Annotated in this window: 13 protein-coding genes; 6 read left to right on the top strand and 7 right to left on the bottom strand. The window is 37.2% G+C overall.

Going from position 1 to position 20,205, the window contains the following annotated elements; genetic code table 11:
* Positions 1–11 precede the first annotated feature (11 nt).
* The gene (locus AB3U99_RS21215) at positions 12–1,625 is read right to left on the bottom strand and encodes a xylulokinase (RefSeq protein WP_400243737.1); all 1,614 of its coding nucleotides are present in this window, start codon (positions 1,623–1,625) and stop codon (positions 12–14) included.
* Between the two features lie 377 nt (positions 1,626–2,002).
* Here AB3U99_RS21215 and AB3U99_RS21210 point away from each other — a divergent pair, with 377 nt between their 5' ends.
* Both AB3U99_RS21210 and AB3U99_RS21205 read left to right on the top strand, forming a co-directional pair.
* Entirely contained in the window at positions 2,003–3,124 is a 1,122-nt protein-coding gene (locus AB3U99_RS21210; protein WP_400243736.1) for a substrate-binding domain-containing protein, read from the top strand.
* 463 nt (positions 3,125–3,587) lie between these two features.
* On the top strand, positions 3,588–5,417 hold the full coding sequence (locus AB3U99_RS21205) for a hypothetical protein (protein WP_400243735.1): 1,830 nt from the start codon (positions 3,588–3,590) through the stop codon (positions 5,415–5,417).
* A 110-nt stretch (positions 5,418–5,527) separates the two neighbouring features.
* Here the strand turns inward: AB3U99_RS21205 and AB3U99_RS21200 are convergent, their stop codons facing one another.
* On the bottom strand, positions 5,528–7,921 hold the full coding sequence (locus AB3U99_RS21200; RefSeq protein WP_400243734.1) for a phosphoketolase: 2,394 nt from the start codon (positions 7,919–7,921) through the stop codon (positions 5,528–5,530).
* A gap of 550 nt (positions 7,922–8,471) precedes the next feature.
* Between AB3U99_RS21200 and AB3U99_RS21195 the strand changes: the two genes are divergently transcribed.
* Together AB3U99_RS21195 and AB3U99_RS21190 are read left to right on the top strand one after the other, a co-directional pair.
* Entirely contained in the window at positions 8,472–8,942 is a 471-nt protein-coding gene (locus tag AB3U99_RS21195; protein ID WP_400243733.1) for a CBO0543 family protein, read from the top strand.
* 222 nt (positions 8,943–9,164) lie between these two features.
* Positions 9,165–10,148 (top strand): ring-cleaving dioxygenase, encoded by a 984-nt coding sequence (locus tag AB3U99_RS21190; protein WP_400243732.1) that lies wholly within the window; start codon positions 9,165–9,167, stop codon positions 10,146–10,148.
* Positions 10,149–10,212: 64 nt separating this feature from the next.
* On the opposite strand, the gene AB3U99_RS21185 is transcribed toward AB3U99_RS21190, so the two are convergent.
* Both AB3U99_RS21185 and AB3U99_RS21180 read right to left on the bottom strand, forming a co-directional pair.
* A complete protein-coding gene (locus AB3U99_RS21185) occupies positions 10,213–10,446 on the bottom strand; it encodes a hypothetical protein (protein WP_400243731.1) in 234 nt (77 codons plus the stop codon).
* 92 nt (positions 10,447–10,538) lie between these two features.
* The gene (locus tag AB3U99_RS21180; protein WP_400243730.1) at positions 10,539–11,417 is read right to left on the bottom strand and encodes a VanW family protein; all 879 of its coding nucleotides are present in this window, start codon (positions 11,415–11,417) and stop codon (positions 10,539–10,541) included.
* A 216-nt stretch (positions 11,418–11,633) separates the two neighbouring features.
* Here AB3U99_RS21180 and AB3U99_RS21175 point away from each other — a divergent pair, with 216 nt between their 5' ends.
* Complete coding sequence (locus AB3U99_RS21175) at positions 11,634–12,029, top strand: VOC family protein (RefSeq protein ID WP_400243729.1); 396 nt, start codon at positions 11,634–11,636, stop codon at positions 12,027–12,029.
* 62 nt (positions 12,030–12,091) lie between these two features.
* Here AB3U99_RS21175 and AB3U99_RS21170 read toward each other — a convergent pair whose 3' ends face one another.
* From AB3U99_RS21170 to AB3U99_RS21160, 3 genes are all read right to left on the bottom strand, one after another.
* A complete protein-coding gene (locus AB3U99_RS21170; protein WP_400243728.1) occupies positions 12,092–13,063 on the bottom strand; it encodes a permease prefix domain 1-containing protein in 972 nt (323 codons plus the stop codon).
* Complete coding sequence (locus tag AB3U99_RS21165; RefSeq protein ID WP_400243727.1) at positions 13,056–13,391, bottom strand: PadR family transcriptional regulator; 336 nt, start codon at positions 13,389–13,391, stop codon at positions 13,056–13,058. Before AB3U99_RS21165 ends, AB3U99_RS21170 begins: the two co-directional genes overlap by 8 nt.
* 209 nt (positions 13,392–13,600) lie before the next feature.
* On the bottom strand, positions 13,601–13,855 hold the full coding sequence (locus AB3U99_RS21160; RefSeq protein WP_400243726.1) for a hypothetical protein: 255 nt from the start codon (positions 13,853–13,855) through the stop codon (positions 13,601–13,603).
* Positions 13,856–14,205: 350 nt separating this feature from the next.
* On the opposite strand from AB3U99_RS21160, the gene AB3U99_RS21155 reads away from it, so the two are divergent.
* Positions 14,206–20,166 (top strand): lamin tail domain-containing protein, encoded by a 5,961-nt coding sequence (locus AB3U99_RS21155; protein ID WP_400243725.1) that lies wholly within the window; start codon positions 14,206–14,208, stop codon positions 20,164–20,166.
* The last annotated feature ends 39 nt before the right edge of the window (positions 20,167–20,205 follow it).

Genomic DNA, 20,205 nt, shown 5'->3' with positions numbered 1-20,205 from the left:
CCTCCATTTCCTTACTCGTGAATCAAATTTTCGACGGCAGCCTTCTCAATAGCTAACCCTTTTTTATAGCGGGTAATAAATGCTTCAAATCCTTCTACATCAAAGCGATCCGGATATATTTCTTGCTTATCACCCTCTTTAAATACTTGTTTGTCGAGGAAGTCTTCTAAACTATCATTTTCGTCCTTGTTCACCATGTAAGAAGCAAGAATCGCAATTCCCCACGCTCCTCCTTCTCCGGCAGTTGCCATTACGGAAACGGGAGTATTCATGGCAGCGGCAACAATTTTTTGACCGACAACAGGGGTTTTGAATAAACCACCGTGACCTAAAATGCTATCGATTGCCACATCTTCTTGTTTGGTTAAAATGTCCATTCCGATTTTCAACGCACCAAAAGCAGAGAAGAGATGTGTGCGCATGAAGTTAGCTAAATTAAATGTACTTTCTGGTGATCGGACAAAGAGGGGGCGTCCGCTTTCTAATCCGGTAATATTTTCACCTGAGTAATATCCATAGCTTAGCAAGCCGCCGCCATCTGGATCCGCTTCCAAAGCAGTACTCAATAAAGCTTCAAATAATTTATTCATATCAACCTTTTGGCCCATTGCCTCTAGAGATTCACGGAATAATCGCATCCATGCATTTAGATCACTTGTACAGTTGTTTGCATGAACCATTGCGACTGGGCTGCCATCGGGTGTTGTTACTAAGTCGATTTCTGGATAAACCTTTGAAAGCTCTTTTTCTAGAACAATCATCGCAAAAACAGAAGTGCCGACTGAAACGTTTCCAGTACGTTTTCGCACACTATTGGTTGCGACCATCCCTGTGCCAGCATCACCTTCAGGGGGGCATAGTGGAATCCCTGGCTGTAAGTTACGAGAGCGATCAAGAATTTTCGCTCCTACTTCTGTTAATACACCTGCTTGTTCCCCTGCGGTTGCAACTTTAGGAAGAATATCCTTCAGCTTCCAAGGAAATTCTTTCGGAGCAATTAGCGCTTCAAACTGCTCAATCATTGCTTGGTTGTAATCCTGTGTGGCTTCATCTATTGGAAACATTCCTGAAGCATCCCCAATGCCAAGTGCTTTTTTGCCAGTCAATAGCCAGTGGATATAGCCAGCTAAAGTGGTAATATGCTCGATTCGCGGGATATGCTGTTCATCATTCAATATTGCTTGGTAAAGATGGGCGATGCTCCAGCGTTCCGGAATATTGAATTGAAAGGTATCTGTTAATTTTTTTGCGGCGACGCTAGTTGTTGTATTGCGCCATGTCCGAAAGGGAACAAGTAGTTCGCCAGTATTATCAAAGGCCATATATCCATGCATCATTGCAGAAAATCCAATAGAACCAACTGTTCTTATGGTGACACCATAGTTACGTTCAACCTCTTGCTTCATTTCACTATAAGCTGTTTGGAGACCAGTGATGATATCCACTAGGTTGTACGTCCAAAATCCATCTTCTAATAGATTTTCCCACTCGTAGCTTCCTGATGCGATGGTTTCAAAGTTATGATCAATTAATACTGCTTTAATTCGGGTGGAACCGAATTCAATTCCAAGTGACGTTGATCCATCAACAATCGCTTGTTTTGTATTTGTTTGATTGGTTTTCATATATTCCCTCCTTGATAGCGATTTCATCAATTGTAATCGAATGGAGATCTCATTTGTTTAATTAGTACATATTCACCTTAATATATGTACGTACTTTTGTCAATTATAAAAATAAATGTACATACAAATAATAAAGGAATCATATTGATGATTCGATTTTTCGCTTAAAAACGAAAGGTTTCTATGCGTAGCGACAAATTCTACGAAAGCATCCAATAGAAAAAACAATAAAAATAGAAGGTATTCCTATTTGTATGCAATTTGTCTGGCTAGTTATGTGTTATTTTATTTTATTCCTACATATGCTAGAATATGACCATACAAATATCGTAATTATCAAATTTGAATGGCAAACAACATTGAAGGAAGTGCGTTAAATGAAATTAAAGTATCAGATCATCATTGATGACATAAAAAGTAAAATTCTTTCAGGGGACTATCGTGTAGGAGAACAAATTCCTACTGAATCGATCCTGCAAGAAAAGTACCAAGTTAGCCGTCATACTGTTCGAAAGGCGATTCTAGAATTGGCGAATGATGGATATCTTAGAAGCGAAAAAGGATCTGGTACTTATGTTAGTAATCAATATCAGTCGAAAGCGAGCGGAAAGTCCAATAATAAAACAATTGGTGTCATTACAACCTATATTTCTGATTACATTTTTCCTTCGATTATTCGTGGCATTGAAGGGAGATTAAATGTAGAAGATTATTCGTTACTCTTAGCAAGTACGAATAATGATGTGGAACAAGAAAAGAAAGCATTAGAAATGATGCTGTCCTTTGGTGTAGATGGATTAATTGTTGAACCTACGAAAAGCAACCTATACAATCCCAATATTGCATACTACTTATCATTTAAAGAACAGGACGTTCCATTCATTATGGTTAATGCCTATTATGAGGAGTTAGAGGTTCCTTTCTTTTGTCTTGATGACGTGCAGTCTAGCTATCTCGCTACAAATGAATTAATTTCAAAAGGACACACCAAAATAGGGCTTATTGCAAAAATGGATGATTTACAAGGGAAGTTTCGTATGAAAGGATATATAAAAGCCTTGGGAGATGCCAAACTGCGATTTCAGGCAGAGCATGTTTTTTCTTTTACTACAGAGACGAAGTTGGATTTAAATATAAACTTGAAGGCATTCCTAAATGAAAATTCAGAAGGTATGACTGCCATTGTATGCTATAACGATGAGGTTGCGTTAGAGGTTGTAAATGTATGCAGAGAACTTACTATTTCGATTCCAGAAAAATTATCTATTATAGGTCAGGATAATTCTTATATTGCCAAAAATGCAAACATCAAGCTCACCACATTAACACATCCTCAAGAACAAATGGGACACGATGCAGCCGATTGGATCATTAAAAAAATCCAAGGGAAAAAAGAATTGCAAAACGAAAACTACTATCAACCGCAATTAATAGAAGGAGAAACTGTTAAAGATTTAAAAGGGGAAGCAGAGGAGGCTGGTACAAAACTAAATAACTAATCTTTAAAGACGAACAATCTCTAATTTAGCTCTTAAATAAAGCTACTTTCTCAAGATGGTTATCTATGTTTTTAAATATAGTCAGGTGTAAAAACTAAGTCGTTCCATTGCGCTACGGATGCACGATGCGCAGGGGAGGAAGCTAAGCCTCCTCGCTGCACTGCGGGGTCTAAAGCGTCTCTATTTCCCGCAGGAGTCGAGCGTCCTCCGCTCCATTTCACTTCATTTTTAAACCTTTTTCTAAAGTAAAAACATGAACGATTATGCGGAATGACCGCATAATCGTTCATGTTTATTGCTAGCTGAAATGTTTATGTCCCAGCCTCTTTTTACTTATTTTACTTAAAAGTTCTTTCCTATAAGAGAAAGATAGTATTTAATAGAATGAAGGATATAAATAGTAGAAAATGGATAAATATACTATACTATCCATTTTTAACATATGAAGAAAAGGGAGGTCAGCATGGGGTTTAGAGATGGATTAAAACATGATATGCAAAACTTGAAAAAGGATATTGAAAAAGAGGTTCATAAGGCTTGGACCGTTGAGTATAAAGGGTATTGTATTGAAGTCGTAAATCAAATGAAAGAGGAATATCTTCTCATTGATGGAGTAACAGTTGCTTCCAATAAACGGTTATCTATTTTTTCGCATCTTCTTCCTTACACAAGTCTATCAGGGATTCTTACGTTGGAGAATGGAAAAACGCATAAAGTCTCTGTCAAAATTGGTGGCTATATAAGTCTCAACTGTATCATTAAAATCGATAACGAGACTATTATGAATGAATCAGAAAAGCTTGAATTTCTGCCATGGGAGCATAAAGACAAAATCGTTCCTTTTATACAAAAGCAGGTTCAAGAAAATACTAGAATAGTAGATGGACATTTGCCAGATGATGACTACTTTTTTGGTACAGATAAGCCGAGGTTAGATCCTGGCCTTTTTGACTTGATTATCAATGAACCAAAGACACCATTTTTTGTGAGCAAGCTTATGAAATTTTTTAAAGAGCAGTTGAAAAACCCTACTGTAAAAGCAAGAAAAGCGACATACGACCAAATTATTTTTGATCATATTGTCATCTATCGAGAGGAGATCATTCAGGAATTAGGACACCTTGAATTTGATGAGCATGTGCTACAGCAAGAGGCATTATGGCTTCTTGAGCATGCTGCACATAGAGATGTTGTCAAATTCGCAATTCTAGTACTCGGCTTTACTAGTTGCGAGGAACATCAAGAGCTTTTATATACAATTGGCTTACACGATGAATTTACGCCATATGCCATTTTCGCAATAAGAAGTGGAGGGAAGGGAGTAAATGACCAAATATGGAAACTAGTTCAGTCTGTTCAAGGGTTGGGGAAAATGACAGCAATTGAGCTAGTGGAAGCCAAAACGCCAGAAATGAAATATTGGCTGCTAACAAAAGGCTGTGAAAATAGAAGATTTACTGATTTTATCGCCCTTCGTTGTGCTACAAAGGGAGAGCTTGATGTGGCGCTCTATGAAAATAGTATTTCGAAGGAACTATATACTGGAGCAGCTATGATTATTGAGGGATTATTAGATGAATCAAATCCAGACGGCATTGATCACTATCCTTATGCTGGTGCTGTATTGTCTCGTTTCCTTCACCATGCACAAACTCATTGTGAAACTTTTGAGGATTTCTATCCGATTATCAAAATTAGTGAATTTCTAAATGAGGATGAAGAAATTTGGGAGGACCGATTAAACGAGCAATGGAAACAGCATGAACGTACAGCTCTTCAAGAAGCGGTTCAGCCCTATATAAATAATCCTAAATGGTCAAAGCTTGCAATGGAGGCTTTACAACAGAGTGAGGAAATTGATTTCCGATCGATTGAGATTGCACGCTTCTATCAATTGGACATCACTGCTCTATTATTTGAATGGCTAAAGAAGGAACCAACAAACAGTATGTTATTTTTGGCCATAATGGATACAAGAGAGCTACAGCCTATTAAGGATCTCTGTGCCTTTGCACAATCGCAGTTTTCTTTATCAAGCTTATCAATAGAAGAACAGAACTGTCTCGAATGCATCATACAAGATTTACACGAATTTGAAGGCATAGGAGTACCAATAATTCAAGCAGCACTCGAATCAGTAAATGAAAACTTACGCTTGCATGCATTAAGTGTATTGACAGAATGGTCACCAACCTTTAGACACCAACCAGAAATACAACGAAGCCTTAAAATGATAACCGCCACTACAAAGGATAAAGAAGAACGGAAATTAGCCAAGCAGTTGTTGAAATAGGGAAGGTCGATTCTGGTGAAGGCATATCCGTAAAGAGAGCTAAAGATAAGGAAGCAGAGAGACGGTTCTTGTGATTCGGATTGGACTCACAAAAACCGTCCCTTTTTGCATTAAGCCAATACTTCTTTTTCAGTAGGAGCTTTTGTTAAAGGTTCCCATTTCCAATTAGTCACTTCTGGTATATCCACTCCGTTTTCACGAATATAGTGATGGTGGAGTTCAATAATGTCCTTCATTTTTGTAATGAATTCTTTTGCATCTTCCCTATAAACTTGTTCCGCAACATCTTTAGCAAGGTGATAGCGGTCCATTTCGTTTAGAACGCGCATATCAAACGGTGTTGTAATATCTCCATTTTCACGATAGCCGTGAACAAGCAAGTTATGATTATGACGCTTGAAGAAGATATCACGAACTAATCCTTCATACCCGTGGAAGGCAAATACTACTGGATTATCTGTTGTAAAAATGTTATCGAATTCTTCATCACTCAGACCACGCGGGTCGTCAGATGGGTGGCGTAATTTCAAAAGATCAACAACATTTACGAAACGTATTTTCAGTGATGGGAAGGCTTTGTTTAGAATCGTAATTGCTGCCAATGCCTCTAGGTTTGGCTCTGTACCTGCAGCGGCAATGACTACATCCGGTTTTTCATCCGCAGCTGTTGAAGCCCAATCAATTACTTTCACACCCTTGTTCACTAATTCCGTTGCCTCATCTGCTGAATAAAATTGAGGACGTGGATGTTTAGAAGAAACGATTAAGTTAATAACATTTTTTTCTTGAAGCGCTTTTTCCATGGCGGCCATCAATGTATTGGCATCAGCAGGCAAATATTCACGAATAAACTCTGGTTTTTTCTCAGCAAGATGTGTCAACATACCGGGATCTTGGTGTGTATACCCGTTATGGTCCTGTTGAAATACCGTTGAAGTTGCAATTAAGTTTAATGCTGGATATTCTTTCCGCCAAGTTTGTTCCTTCGCTTTGCGTAGCCATTTGAAGTGTTGAGTTATCATGGAATCAACAACACGGAAGAAGGCTTCGTAACTTGCGAAAAATCCATGGCGACCAGTCAAGACATAGCCTTCTAGGAAACCTTCTGCTTGGTGCTCAGACAATTGACTATCAATTACCCGACCAACTGGAGATAGCCACTCATCTCGTGGAAACTCTGCTTTTTCCATCCACTGACGCTTTGTTACTTCAAATACTTTATTTAAACGGTTTGACTTCGTTTCATCTGGACCAAAAATACGGAAATTTTCTGGGTTATTTTTAATAATGTCACGAGCAAATCCACCAAAAACAATCATATCTTGAGCAATCACTGCACCTGGAGTAGATGTGTCGATTGCGTGTTCTCTCCATTCCGGTAAATCTAGCGGATGAGGATTTAGTCCACCATTTGTAATAGGATTCATTGCCATCCGTTTGTTCCCTTTTGGTGCCATTCCTTTTAAGTCATCCACTAATTGACCATCAGGTGTAAATAATTCTTGTGGCTTGTAGGAATTCATCCAATCAACTAATGCATCAATATGCTCCATATGATGGGAATCTACAGGGATTGGAACCTGGTGAGCGCGGAAGCTTCCTTCGATTGGTTCGCCATCCCATGTTTTCGGTCCAGTCCAGCCTTTTGGAGTACGAACGATAAGGACTGGCCAAGTAGGCATGGTTGCCTCTTCGGCAGAACCAGCACGAGCTTTTTCCTGGATTGCTCTAATCTTTTCAACTGCTTCATCTAATTTCGCTGCCATGATTGGGTGAACTTTTTCCGGCTCCTCGCCTTCTACAAAGAATGGCTCCCAGCCTAAACCTTCGAAGTATTTCGATAATTCATCATTTGACTTCCGACTAAGAATAGTAGGATTTGAGATCTTTGCACCATTTAGATAAAGAATCGGCAATACTGCACCGTCTGTCACCGGGTTAATGAAGGAATTTGAAAACCAACTTGCAGCAAGTGGACCAGTTTCTGCTTCTCCATCACCAATAACTGTTGCGGCAATGATATCTGGGTTATCTAATATAGCTCCTGTTGCATGAGAAAGCGAATAACCTAATTCTCCACCTTCATGAATAGAACCAGGAGTTTCTGGTGCAGCATGACTAGCGATACCACCAGGAAATGAGAATTGTTTGTATAATTTTTTCAGACCATTTACATCTTGAGTGATATCTGGATAAATCTCTGTATAGCTTCCATCTAAATAAGAATTAGAAACCATTACTTGACCGCCATGTCCAGGTCCTTCAATATAGAACATATTTAAATCATATTTGTTAATGACACGATTTAAATGAGCGTAGATGAAGTTTTGACCAGAAATGGTTCCCCAGTGACCAATTGGATGTACTTTTACATCGTTTGCTTCTATTGGTCTTTGTAGTAATGGATTATCTTTTAAATACAATTGTCCGACAGAGATAAAATCAGCTGCTCGCCACCAAGCATCTACTTTTTGTAAATAATGATTTGAATTGTAATCAACCATTTAGAATCATCCTTTATTTTTTATTTTTTGTCTCAAAAGAAGAAAGGACTTCTGAAGAGGGAAGGGTAATACTTAATTTCTGCATACACTTCTCACCAATAATTTTTTCTAATTATTGAATTTAATGAAGGGACCAAAAGGATTCTAATCTTTAAACATTGTTGATATCCATTTTTTGTATAATCCCTCCTCATCAATGGGTTAATAATTTGTATCAAAGTGTATCAGTTAGTTAGTTTATTACACAAACACAATAGTATATATAAAGCTGCTTTGTCAATTGTTTGTGAAAAAATGCACATAAATGTCACAAATGCTTATTGGTTCTGTATTTTAAATAGTTAAAATAAAAGGCTTTTTAGAACAATATCAAAAATGGAACTTATTGTATGTGATATGTGTTGGAAGGAGAGCTAAGATGATATTATTAGTTTCTTAGATGGAAAAGAAAGGCATGCATAATTCTTGGTAATGTTATTTTCTCCGAATATTTTATGGCAAAGTGGGAAATTTAAAAGGGAATCTTAATGTTGAAAGCAGGAGACTATCTATGGAGAAAATATTATTGCGCGTATTAACAGCTGGTTGTATGGCTACTATTCCATTTTTGTTTAGAGGCAAGAGAAGGGAGAATTTCTTAATATTTTTCGCAAAAGGTGTGCTTGCAACTTTAGTAGATGCTTATGTTGTGGGGACGAATAAGATTGCCTATCCAGTTCGACCTTTTCCGAAGATCTTTAATACAAATATCATTTATGATGTATTGTTTTTTCCTTTATTAAGTGTGCTTTGGGTAAAAATGACGGAGCGAGACCGCTTAGGAAAGAAACTATTGAAAAGTCTTGTGTTTAGCGTTCCAATGAGCTTTGGTCAATGGTACTTTGAGAAAAACAGCAAATTATTCAAATGGAAGAAATGGTCACCACTACATACTTTTGCAAGCGTAAACTTCACTTTATTTACGATAAGAGGATTCTTTGGATTAATAAAATATTTTGATAAAAAGGAAATGTGGAGATAGAAGGAGCAAAGAATGTAAGTTAGGGAGAGTATGGGTTGGCAATTAGAATAGTTGACGGGGAAAATAGAAGAATAGAAAGGTTATTATAATTGGCTGTTTTTCTTTTCTATTGACGAAAATTCTATTAGATGATAAGATTATTTCGAATTAAAGATATCTTAATTAAAATATTTTTTATGTAAATATCTCAATTTCGAGATAATATTCGGGGGGGAAAAGCGAATGAATGAACTAAAAGGACTTCATCATATTACGGCAATCACAAGCAGTGCAGAAAAAATCTATGCGTTTTTCACATACATTTTAGGACTTCGATTAGTAAAGAAAACGGTCAATCAAGATGATATTCAAACCTATCACCTATACTTTACGGATGATGTAGGGAGCCCTGGTACAGATATGACATTTTTTGATTTCCCAGGTATTCCAAAAGGTGTGCATGGTACAAACGAAATTTCGAAAACATCATTCCGTGTGCCGACTGATGCTGCTCTTGAATATTGGGTGAAACGCTTTGATAAGTATGAGGTGAAGCATAAAGGGATTCAAGAACAGTTTGGCAAAAAGACATTGTCTTTCGTGGATTTTGATGATCAGCAATATCAACTGATTTCAGATGAACAGAATGAAGGGGTTGTAGCAGGCACACCATGGCAAAAAGGACCAGTTCCATTGGAATTTGCAATCACTGGGCTAGGACCAATATTTGTACGAACTGCTTATTTTGATTATTTGAAGGAAGTATTAGAGAAGGTATTCTTGATGAAGGAAGCTGTACAGGAGGGATCCTTCCATCTATTTGAAATGGGAGAAGGGGGAAATGGTGCACAAGTCATAGTGGAATTTAATAACATTCTTCCACAGGCACGACAAGGATTTGGAACAGTTCACCATGCTGCTTTCCGCGTGGAGGATCGTGAAGAATTAGAACAATGGCAAGAACGTTTGAGTAGTTTTAAATTGCCAAACTCTGGATTTGTAGAACGATACTATTTCGGTTCTCTATACTCTAATGTAGCACCGCAAATCCTATTTGAATTAGCAACAGATGGCCCTGGCTTCATGGGGGATGAGCCATACGAAACGCTTGGCGAAAAATTATCCTTACCACCATTCTTTGAATCCAACAGAGAAAAGATCGAGCAGCTAGTTCGACCTATCGACACGGTTCGAAGTAACTTAGAAATTAAAAAAGAATACTTGTAAGAGGAATCAGGGGGACGATTTTTGTGAGGCTATTGAACTCACGAGAACCGTCCCTCTTTTTTCTTTAGAACATTCCATTTTTATTGGGTGAATCCTTTGGTACATGCTGGCTTATATCCCACAATTCAGCAATCTGGTCATTTTGGAAGCGAAAGATATGCACTACTGCACCGCCTAAATCCTCTGGATGCTGCTTTATATGACAATACACCCCTACTATATCCTCCTCTTGGATAGTTAGTTTGACTTCTAAATTCTTATGAGGACTTTGCACTGCATTTGCTTCCATTGCAATCATTAAGGAATCTATATCACCACTAAAGAAGGGATTGTGGTGGCGGAATTCAGGCCCTATGTTAAGAGAGTGACTACTAAATAATCAATGCTCCTTTAGAGGTATGGAACATTTCTAGGCTGATAAGAAATCGTTTCAGCAGAATATAGTTCAATGAGTAAATGATTGCCTAGCATTTTAGCACGGATGAGTACTGGCCTTTGGTAGTTATTTTCAAAAACGAAATCAGGTCCATCCCAACTAACAGTTGCATCTCGTTTAGGAGGGACGTAGGGAATTCTTCTACTGTGTGAATACCGTTGGATAATCTTTAATCCAGCATTGTCTACCGCATTAAAAAGAGTAGAGGATACTTGGCAAATTCCACCGCCAATATCTTCGGAAAATTTTCCATTTATGATGACTGGCGCTTGTAAATATCCCTTTTCTACGGTTCTTTTCCCTACAATCTGATTAAAAGAAAATTGTTCTTTTGGAAAAATAACGTTATTATTAATCGCCTCTGTAGCCAGCAAAATATTCATGCTTCGTTCTATGTTATTACTGTTAAAGGATGTTACATATCTACCTATTTTTTTTCTTCGAATACTATCTAATAATTCACTATCTACTTTAGGATAAATTACTTGAAGGGGAAGCTCTTGTTTACTGGAAGTATCATTAAAATAATGCGCATACATTTGTCTGATAAATTTCTCACGATGCAAGCGATAGCCAACTTGCTCTGGAACGATACTGCCATACTGATTAACGATGGCATCCTTTGGCTCTATGTAAACTTCCTTATCTAATTCATCCATAACTTTATTGAATTCTTCTGTGTCGATCACAGGTAAACTAGGAGATTTCCATAGGAAGTCTTGTTCCTTAACATGTTGTTGGGAAGGTTGAATTTTGATTATACTAAAAAAATTACTAGGTATAAGCACGGCATGAAAGAATAGAATGAGTCCGAGTAATGGATGGGAATACATAGACGACAAACCTCCGTTATAATCTCTGTTATTCTTAATATGTGTTCGTTCCTCCATTTAATGTATTTATTTGTAAAATCATTATAAGATGTTAGGGAAGTACCATTCCATTCGTGTCATGTATAAATAAATATAATATTTACAATAATGGTGAAGGAGTTCTTGGTTTTTAAGAGAAATAATCAGAAGATTCATTAAAAATAGGAGGTCAAATAAATGGGGAGACCAATTCATTTTGAAATTCACGTTGATAACATGGAAAGAGCTAAAAAGTTTTATGGAGAGGTTTTTGATTGGAAATTTGAAGATTGGAGTGACTATGCCGGGATGCCTTATTTTGGGGCTGTTACTGGCGATGAAAATGAGATGGGAATTAATGGTGCTTTAATAAAACGTCCAGTTCCTCTCCCAGAAAACACCCAAGCTGTGAATGGGTATGCTTGTACAATGGGTGTAGTAGACTATGATTCCATTGAAGCAAAAATTCTTCAAAATGGAGGAATAGTCGCACATCCAAAGCACGCACTTCCTGGTATGGCATGGCAGGGCTACTATACAGATTCGGAAGGAAATATATTCGGCATTCATCAACCCGATGAAAACGCAAAATAATTGACACATAGGGACGGTGCTTGGAGGACAAGTCCATACCAGAACTGTCCCTATGTTTCCCTTTAATTTTCTTTTTTCATAATAGTATAGGCTCCGCTAAACATGGCCATTAGTAGACCTGCTATCGGGAATATGATCCAATTTATATGCCAATTTTCGTACACGAATCCAGTGAATAAGAATATAGCAGTGGCAAGCGGCCAGAGGATTGCTGCGAAGGCGCCGATTACTTTCTCTTCCTGCTTTTTTTCGATGGAATACGATTCTTCCCTTAATAGTTTTTCGTACGCATCCTTTTTTGCGCCACTTACAATAAACAGGTAAGTAGCTATTGCGATAAGAAGTAATAGAACACAAACACCATAAGTTGTTGCTGATTCATTTAGTGCAATGGTCACTAATAAAACAACGGGTGATAAAATGCAAAGGGAAACACCAATGATAATCGAACGAAAAAAGATTGGTTGATAGGCTTCTTTTTCCATCTCTAGTTTTTTAACCAAATGAAGGGGAAGGGAGAAAGTTCCCTTTTTTTCGATAAACTTGTATTTCTCTAATAGCTGACCACTATAAATAAATAAACTAACGGCGATTGCTATAAATAAAAGCAATTGAGCTACACCGATTAATGCTGCGGTATTTTCTGTGACTTCGTTCAGAAAACCTTTGTCATATAACTCCGTGAAAAGAACTAATAGGGAAGCACCAAGTATGCAAAGGAACACACCAATCCCAATCAAGTTCATCGCTTTTGCTGTTTGCTGGAAAAAACGATTTACTTCTTCTTCTGAGAGTTGACGTTCTGGTGATTTCGTTTCGTTTAATGGAATGCCTAATTCATTTAATAGTTCATCAATATTACCAAATTCCGATATTACAATCCCAATTGCTTCATTTTCCGTTTTGCCTGCTTCCTTTAATTCATAATATTTATCCTCCATGTTTGAAAGCATTTCTTGTTTTAGTTTTTCCATTTCAGCTGTTTTCGGCAAGTTAGCAAAGACATTGTCTAAATAATTGATGATGCTATTCATTATATCCCTCCTTAATAAATAGGTTAATCACTTCTTGTGTAACGGCCCATTCTTGGCATTTTTCCTGATAATACTTTTTTCCTTCTGCAGTAATGGTGTAGTAAGTCCTTCTTTTTCCATATTCGCCTTCTTTGTAATAGGAGTTAATATAGTTATTCTTAATTAATCGGTTAAAGGCAGAGTAAAGGGTTGTTTCTTTAATAATGTATTTTTCATTTGTTAGTGTTCTTATATCTTTGGAGATTTCATAACCATAAGAATCCTTTTCCAATAATAAAAAAAGAATGATGGTGTCATTATATCCTCGTATGACATCACTGCTAATCAAAAAATCACTCCTTTCTAATACTTCACTTATCGTACTATGTCTGTCGTAGTAATTATACTTTACCATATATACTACGACAGATGAAGTAAAATGTTGAAAATTTTTTAGTTAATTCATTAACTGAAGGCTATTTTTAGGGGAGGAAAGGGAATAATTTGGTCTAGCATTTGTTGTTCTCCGATGGCTTTCCGATAAAAAAAGCACCTCCATTAACCGAAGATGCCTACCATTGCGCTTACCGTTGTAACCAACGCCAAAGCTCCTATTACCCAGCTTAAAGTTTTCAATGTTTTGTTTGCTTCTCTTTTGGAGACTAAATGATAGATTTCATTAAAACAAGCAAGCTCCAATACTTCTATTCCTTCTTTTTCAATAATTTCTTCTAAATCCTTTACTTTAACATTCTTTAGTTCTTTTTCCTTAAGAAATTTCTTAAAGTCTACATTTGTATATGGTTTATTCACTTCAGACATCCTTCCTAACAATCAAAGACACTTAAGCATCTAGTTTTCTTACCGAATATTATTTTATCATTTATCTATCATTAATTGGAAAAAACGTAGTAAAACATAACTTTTATCCTAAGTATGGTGCATAAAAAGAGTTTCGTATTCGCTTTCTGAATCTCCTTTCAAATCTCTAAATTCCTAATTGGATGTCGATAACTATACTTTTTCAGTGATCTGGGAAAGTTCTTCCTTTACACCTACTTAACAAAACTTCATGTTTATTAATAGTGGCTTAAATATTCCTTAAAACAAGAATTCTATGATTCTAGTGAGTATGAAAATCAGCTTAAGGGAGGAATGGTCTTGTGTCTTTAAAAAAGAGGATAACAAGGAGGGCTTTTGTCATCTTTGTTATGGGGGTATTTTTCTTTACTACTTATTTTCCAGCTTTGCCAGGTTTAACGACTTATGCAGCAGAACCAACTGGAGGAAAGGCAGAGGAGAATACACAAACGGAAGAGGACAGCAGTTTAGAAGCAACTGACACCACAGTCGAACAAGAGAAGGAAGTAACGAATGAAGCGGGAAATACTAGTTTCGAAGAACAGCCATCTACTGCTTCTGAACAAGAAGAATTACCTACCGTTTCTGAACAAAAGGAAGAACCAGTTATAAAGGAGGAAAATCAACCTTTAGAAAATGAAAAAACGGAACCAGCCCAAGAAGCTCCAGTAGAAAATGAACAACAGCAAATGGAAGATCAACAAGAAGGCGTTGATTATACAAAGCTACCACCCCTACTTATTACAGAGTTAGCACCTGATTCAAAAGGAACGAATAACTTTGAATTTATCGAACTCTATAATAATACCAATCAACCGATCGACTTAAATAGCTATTATTTTTATTACCATTATATTGGTGGTAGTACACCAGATAAAATAATGTCTATTCCAGCAGCAAAGATTGCACCTCAAGAATCCATTATCCTTTGGTTTAATACGAAAGATCTTTTACTAGAGGATTTCAACAACCATTTCAGCACATCTTTAACAGAACAACAAGTAATTTCCTTTAAAGGAGATTTTCCCGGTTTTGCAAATGGCGGGAATCGTGGAATTATCGTCAAAAATCTCGAAGGTCAAGAAGTAGTATCTGCAACATATTTACCAAATGAAACAGATAATACAGGCTTAGATGTGCATTATGCTTTCCCGACGGAAGGAACCGAAATGGAGAAGCAGCAGGTTAAAGCATCCCCAACACCAGGCGTATTAGGAGAGGGACAAGTACCAGCAGAGCCGCTTCAGGTAAGTCCGAAGACAGAAGATACAGAAGCACCAATCATTACGCATGAAGCACTGACAACAACGAAAGCGGGAGAAGCGATTGCTATTGAAGCAACAATAGCGGATGATCAGAAAAATCCAACCGCTACACTTTATTATCAAGTAGAATCAGACACAGCATTTAAAGCAATAGAGATGAAACAAGATTCAGTGAATCCTCAAAAATTCACGGCTAGCGTACCAAAGGAAGAAGTACAAGGTACGATTGTATACTATTTGGAAGCAAGCGATGGTATCCATATAGCAAAAACAGCAACATATACGATTGAATTAGAAAAAGAAGAAGAGACAAAACCAGAGCAGGATACATATAGTGATCGTCCGCTCTTAATTACAGAGCTTTCTCCTAATTCAATTGGAGGAGGAACGGATTATTATGAGTACTTTGAGCTATATAATAATTCGAATCAAGCCTTAAATCTAGCAACCTATTCTTTTTACTATGTGTATACAGACAATTCAAGAGAGCCAATCTTATTCCAATTGCCAGCTACAGAGATTCAATCAAAAGAAAAGTTAGTATTTTGGTTTAATAATGGGAATAAAACGGTAGAGGATTTTAATAAAGAATATGGAACAAGCCTTACAAGCAACGAATTAATAATGTTTACGGATAAGGCATTCCCAGGATTCGCTAATGGCGGAAATCGCGCCCTTGAAATAAAGGATGCCCAAGGAAATGTTATGATTTCAGCAAGTTATTTAGGTTCTGAAAATGACAATGATGGCAAAGTCATTCATTATCAATTTCCTCAAGAAGGAACGGAAATGGAGAAGTACAAGGTGTTAGCTGATCCTACTCCTGGAAGCATAGAAGCAGATCAGGTCCCAACAAATGTAGTGGAATTGCCTGATGTGCCAAAGGATACGGAGCCACCGGTTATTTCCCATGATCCAATTAAAACAGCAAAAGCTTTTACAGCAGTTCCGGTTGAAGCAACTGTGACGGATAACGAGGTAGCAAATCCAATTGTTACTGTATTTTATAAAAAATCAGCAGACGAGAGCTTTAAAACATTAGCGTTGAATAAGGATGCAAATGGGAAATACTCGACAACCCTTCCAGCTGCTGATATAGATGGAGAAATCACTTATTATCTTGTAGCTAGTGATGGAATCAATGAAAGTCAAACAGAAGCATTCACTATTTCTGTGGAACAATCGAACATTGACTTTACTAAGGTTCCTAAATTACTCGTTACAGAGGTAGTGCCTGACAGTGCTAATGTTGGAACAGCCGATGGATATGAGTATATTGAAATCTACAATAATACCGATCGAGCGATAAACTTTAAGGATTATAAAATTCAATATCGCTATAATGCCGATCCCGCAACCGATGTTGTTTGGCCTTCTATTCCAGCTGATGTGGTAATCGAACCGCAAAAGACACTGGTATTCTGGATTATTAATGGTCAAAATGGCGATAAAACCGTTGCTGATTTTAATGCCAATTACGGAACAAATCTCGTTGAAAATAAAGAGATTGTGCGAATTAAAAGTGATGGAATGGCAAATGGCAGTATGCGTGGCTTAGTGATCGCTACGAATACAAAAGAAGAGATAAATGTTGCTTATTATAATGATGAGGCGACTCCATTAGATACGGCAATGAATATGGGGATTCTTTATAAATTCCCAGAGGATGGTTCCACACAATCCGTAAAAATTAGCACAAAAACAAAACTAGGAACACCAGGAATGGTAGAGGCTAATCAAGTTCCAAATCAGCCTGTTCATGTAGAAGAGGATCTCGTTGCCCCAACCTTAACAAATGCTACGAATGTGGAAGAAATCCATCAAATGGATGACTTAACGATTCGTGCAAAAGCAACGGATGATAAGAGCATTAAATCTGTTGTTCTTTATTATCGAACAAATGATCAAACGGACTATGAAAAGGTATTATTAACGGTTGATCCTAGTGATATGGAATACTATACAGCTGTCTTGTATGCAGCGAACTTTATTGCAAAAGAAAGCATCGAATATTATTTTGTCGCTACAGACGGACAAAATGAAGTGACTTCAGAGAAATATGTCATTACCATTAAAAATGATGTAAACAATGAACCAATCCATTTAAATGTTCAGGATAATGATATTTTATCTGGAAATGTTATTTTAAAAGCAGTTTCGAAGGAAGCAACTGCAGATGATGTAGAACTTTCGATCGATGGAAAAGAAGTAACGGAAGAAACGTATAGCTCTTTGGAATCACAAGCCTATCTTGCTGTTGATATTAGCGGATTAAATATGTATTTCAAAAATGCGATCACAATGGGAGATGAAATTATTCATCTATTGGATAAGGATAATAATTCAGATTGGAAAACCTTTACGATTCCAATTGATCCAAATAAACTATCCATTGGGGAAAATGTTATTACTGTTCGTTCAGGAAATAAGGCATCTCCATTCCAATTAGAAGAAAGTGAAGAAAATCGAGATGACTATAATTTAAGAAATGTACGTCTTATTTTAGCGGATGGCACGGTAATTAGAGATCCGCAAAAAGCGAATGCTTCTCAAGTATTTGATATGGGAGATGATGGAACCTATCGCCCGTTCGAAGATTTTACTTTTACATTAACAGCAGACCAAATGAAAGCAAAAACGTATGTCTGGGATACAACAACTGTCTCAGATGGAGCGTACAATATTAAAGCCACGGATAAAGAGGAGGTAGTGACTGCTGTTGTTCAGGTGGATAATACAGCACCGGTAATTGAGACAAATATTGAGTCAGGAAAAGAATATAAGGGAGCCTTTACGATTGAAGCAAGTGCAGAAGATGCATTAGCAGGAGTCGAGTCATTAGATGTAACATTAGATAAGGAAACAATAAGTGTTCCATTCGATACTGCTTCTTCTAAGCTTGCTCCAGGTGCCCATGAATTAAAGGTCATTGCAGTAGATAAGGCTGGTAATAAAGCGGAGACTGTTACTTCATTCTCTGTTACGAATGAAAATCCAAATAAGCCAGAATTAATCGCGCCAGCTGATAATTCGGCTACTCCAGTAGACGGGGATCCAGCATTAAAGGTAAGGGTAACCGATCCAACAGAGGATTCGATGGATGTTCGCTATTATAAAGGCTATAAATATGAGGCAAAAGATAGTAATGTTCAATCATTTGAAAATGCAAGTGATACAGAACCACCAGTTGAGCTTGTACCAGCTGGAGAAAAAGCATTAACTGCTGAGGATGCTTCAGCGATTTCTACCCTAGATGGAAAGTACTTAACAACTGATTCTAGTACTCAATTCCCTTACCATCGATTTGAAGTGGAATTAGATCCTTCAATTGATGAAGAAGATCGAGTGGAGTTAGTGTGGAACGGGAAATCATTAGAAGGAAGAAAGGTTTCCATGTATGCCTGGAGTATGAATGAGAATAAATGGAAACTACTAACGTATAAAATTGCTGGTGCAGAAGATTTTGCCTTAAAGGCTGATGTACAGGTAAATGAGTATGCAGATGAAGCTAATAAAATCAATGTGTTAATTCAAGATGAAATTCCAAGCTCTCCAGATGATTATGATTTTACATTTGTGTGGATGTCGGATACGCAATACTATGCAGAAAGCTATCCATATATTTATAAACGACAAACAGAATGGATTGCGGAAAAACAAGAAGAGATGAAAATCAAATATGTTCTGCATACAGGTGATGTGGTAGACGAATTTGATGATGAACAGCAATGGATTTATGCGGATGAATATATGCGCACATTAGAGGATAACAATATTCCATATGGGGTATTAGCAGGAAATCATGATGTGGATCAATTATCCAATGACTACTCTGCGTTTTCGAAATGGTTTGGAGAGGCTCGTTATAAAGACCAGCCTTATTATGGGGAGTCGTATAAAGATAATCGTGGTCATTATGACTTAATTTCTGCAGGTGGAAATGATTTCATCATGATATACATGGGCTGGGGCGTAAATGATGAGGATATGGAATGGATTAACAGTGTGCTAAAACAATATCCTGATCGAAAAGCCATTCTCAATTTCCATGAATATCTATTGGTTTCAGGAAACCGAAGCCCAATCGGAGAAGAAATTTTTCAAAAAGTAGTAGAGAAAAATGAAAATGTATTCCTTGTATTATGTGGTCACTACCATGATTCAGAGACGTTAATTAGCGAGATTGATGATGATCAAGATGGAATAGCAGACCGAAAAGTCTATCAAATGCTTGGAGACTACCAAGGTGGTCCAGAAGGCGGACAAGGCTATATGAAGCTGCTTCACTTTGATCAAACAAATAATCGAATCATTGTTAATACGTATTCACCGTATTTAGATGATTATAATTTCTATGATCCAGAAGAATATCCATTGAAGGATGAATTAGTGATTGATTTTGATTTATCTGTTCAAGAAAAACAAGTTGCGACTGATTACTTTGCGGTAAATGTTTATACGAAAGAAGAAATCGGTAAGCAAGAAAACGTAACAAGCGGTGATATTGCTGAAGTCGTTTGGAAGAACCTTGAAGAAGGACAAGCATATGATTGGTATGTAGTCGCGTCCGATAAGTATACTGGAACAGCTATTTCAGATATTTGGTCTTTCACAAAAGGTCAGCCAGCACCAGAAGAACCGACAAACCCAGGTGACGAAGATGGAGACGGTGATGGAAGTGAAGAACCAACAATACCACCGAATCCTGATGGAGATGGTGGGGCAGGGGAAGAACTGACAACACCAGCACCAGATGACAATACAGGAAATGATGGAGGAAATGAAGAACCGATAACATCAACACCAGATGACGATAATGGAAATGATGTTGGAAAAGAAACACCAACTCCGTCCACATCAGAACCAAACAAAGATAACCCAATGACCCAGCTACCAAATACAGCCACAGCAAATTATACAATTATGCTGGTAGGAATAGTATTATTAGTAGTAGGAATAGTGATTGTTTACTTGAGAAGGGTAAGAAGAGAAGCATAGGAACAGGTTCTACTGATGTTCTTAATGTTATGAAATGGA

This window comes from Niallia tiangongensis, from assembly GCF_044704065.1.
Classification (GTDB): domain Bacteria; phylum Bacillota; class Bacilli; order Bacillales; family Cytobacillaceae; genus Niallia; species Niallia tiangongensis.
The sequence above is the reverse complement of the archived record's forward strand: the minus strand, read 5'-3'. Positions and strand labels throughout refer to the sequence as shown.